We start from the raw sequence: 1,950 nt of genomic DNA on the forward strand, positions 1-1,950 counted from the left end.
TGCGGATTCCACGACACTTGGACACTCAGCCCACGATCATTTGGACACTCATTCCACGCTCACTTGGACAGGCAGTCGGAGCGCAGCGACGCAGGTTCGCATTGTTAGTCTGAAGTCCCGGTTGCAGTCAATTTCGTTGCGCGCCTGCGCATCGATTCGCCCTTCAGTTCGATGCGGTAAGCGTTGTGCACCAGCCGGTCGAGGATCGCATCGCCCAAGGTCGGATCACCGATCAGCGCATGCCATTTATCCACCGGCATCTGGCTGGTCACCAGCGTCGAGCGGTTTCCGTAACGGTCGTCCAGCAGTTCCAGCATGTCGCGCCGCTGCGCGGCGGTAAACGGTGCAAGGCCCCAGTCGTCCAGGATCAGCAGATCGGTCTTGGCATAACCCGCCATGAGTTTGGTGAAGCGACCGTCGCCGTGGGCCAGGCCCAGTTCTTCCATCAAGCGAGGCAGACGCAGATAACGCACGCTGTAACCGTCCCGGCAAGCCTTATGGGCCAGCGCGCAGGCGAGCCACGTTTTGCCTACGCCTGTCGGGCCGCCGATGATCAGGTTCAGGCCGTCACGCAGCCATTGGCCGCTACCGAGTTGCAGGATCAGGGCCTTGTCCAGGCCGCGTGGGCTGCGGTAATCGATATCTTCCAAGCAGGCGTTGTGGCGTAGTCTCGCGGATTTGAGGCGAGTGGTCAGCCGAGCATCTTCACGCTCGGTCAGTTCGCGGTCGACCATCAGGCCAAGGCGTTCGTCGAAGCTGAGATCGCTGATGTCGGGCGTTGCGTGTTGCTCGTTCAGCGCTTTGATCATGCCGTGCAGCCGCAGGGTTTGCAGCTTGTCCAGAGTCGGGTTGGGTAGCATCTTGATGCTCCTTTTCAGGTCAGTGGTAGTAGTCGGGGCCACGCAGGTTGATGTGCTCTTCGGGCAGCAGTGGCAGGTTTTGCTGGGTCAGCGGCAGCCGTTCCAAGCCTTGGCGCAGGATCGATTCGAGGCTTTTGTAACTGCATGCGCCCAGCGCCAGCGCACGCTGGCAAGCGGCTTCCAGCCGCTCTTCGCCGTGCTGTTTGCTCAGGCGCAGGATGCCCAGGCAGGCGCGGAAGCCGTGCTGCGGATGGATTCGGCGTTCGAGGATGTGGGCGATGACGCCAGCCGTGTTCGGGCCGGTCTGCTCGGCCCAGCGGATCAGCCGTTGCGGTGTCCACTCGGCATGTTCGCGGTGGCTCTTGGGCATGTGCTCGGTTTGGGTGGTGTGGCGGCCTTTATGTGCCGAGCGCAGATGGCTGGCCACGCGCTGATTGGCGTGGAAGCATTCAACGGTCTGCGCCGTCAGCCGCACTTCGAGTTGGTGCTTCACCAGCTGATACGGCACCGAGTAGTAATGGCCGTCGACCTCGACGTGGTAGTCGATGTGTACTCGTACCTTTTTCCATTCGGCGTAGACGTACGGGTGTTCCGGCAGCGGTTGCAGCGCGGGTTGGTCGATGGTCTCGAAGACCGACCGGCGTGAGCCGGGCAGCTTCTTGAAGGGTTTCTGATTGAGTCGATCCAGCAGCAGTCCAATTGCCGTGTTGAGTTCGCCCAGCGAGAAGAACTGGCGGTTGCGCAGCACTGCCAGGATCCAGCGCTCGACCACTTGCACGCCGACTTCGACCTTGGCTTTGTCCCGAGGCTTGCGGGATCTGGCAGGCAATACGGCCACGCCGTAATGCTCGGCCAGGTCGCGGTAACTGGGATTGATGTCAGGCTCGTAACGATGCGCTTTGGTAACGCCGCTGCGCAGATTGTCCGGTACCAGGATCTGCGATGTACCGCCGAAAAAGGCGAAGCAGCGCACGTGCGAGCCCAGCCAGTCGGGCAGTTTCTGCGACCAGGTGGCCTCGGCAAAGGTGTAGCTGGACGCGCCGAGGACGGCGACGAAGATCTGCGTTTGGCGGATCTCGCCGGTTCGCCG

At 61.8% G+C, this 1,950-nt stretch carries 2 protein-coding genes; both read right to left on the minus strand.

Going from position 1 to position 1,950, the window contains the following annotated elements; translation table 11 throughout:
* Window positions 1-104: 104 nt before the first annotated feature.
* Window positions 105-860 carry an IS21-like element ISPsy14 family helper ATPase IstB gene (gene istB / locus AACY31_RS28595; RefSeq protein ID WP_339483778.1) on the minus strand — a complete coding sequence of 252 codons (756 nt, stop codon included), beginning with the start codon at window positions 858-860 and terminating at the stop codon, window positions 105-107.
* Window positions 861-879: 19 nt separating this feature from the next.
* A partial coding sequence (gene istA, locus AACY31_RS28600; protein ID WP_339505626.1) for an IS21 family transposase occupies window positions 880-1,950 on the minus strand: 1,071 nt, incomplete at its 5' end.

The organism is Pseudomonas sp. RL_105y_Pfl2_101, assembly GCF_963970585.1.
Taxonomy (GTDB): Bacteria; Pseudomonadota; Gammaproteobacteria; order Pseudomonadales; family Pseudomonadaceae; genus Aquipseudomonas.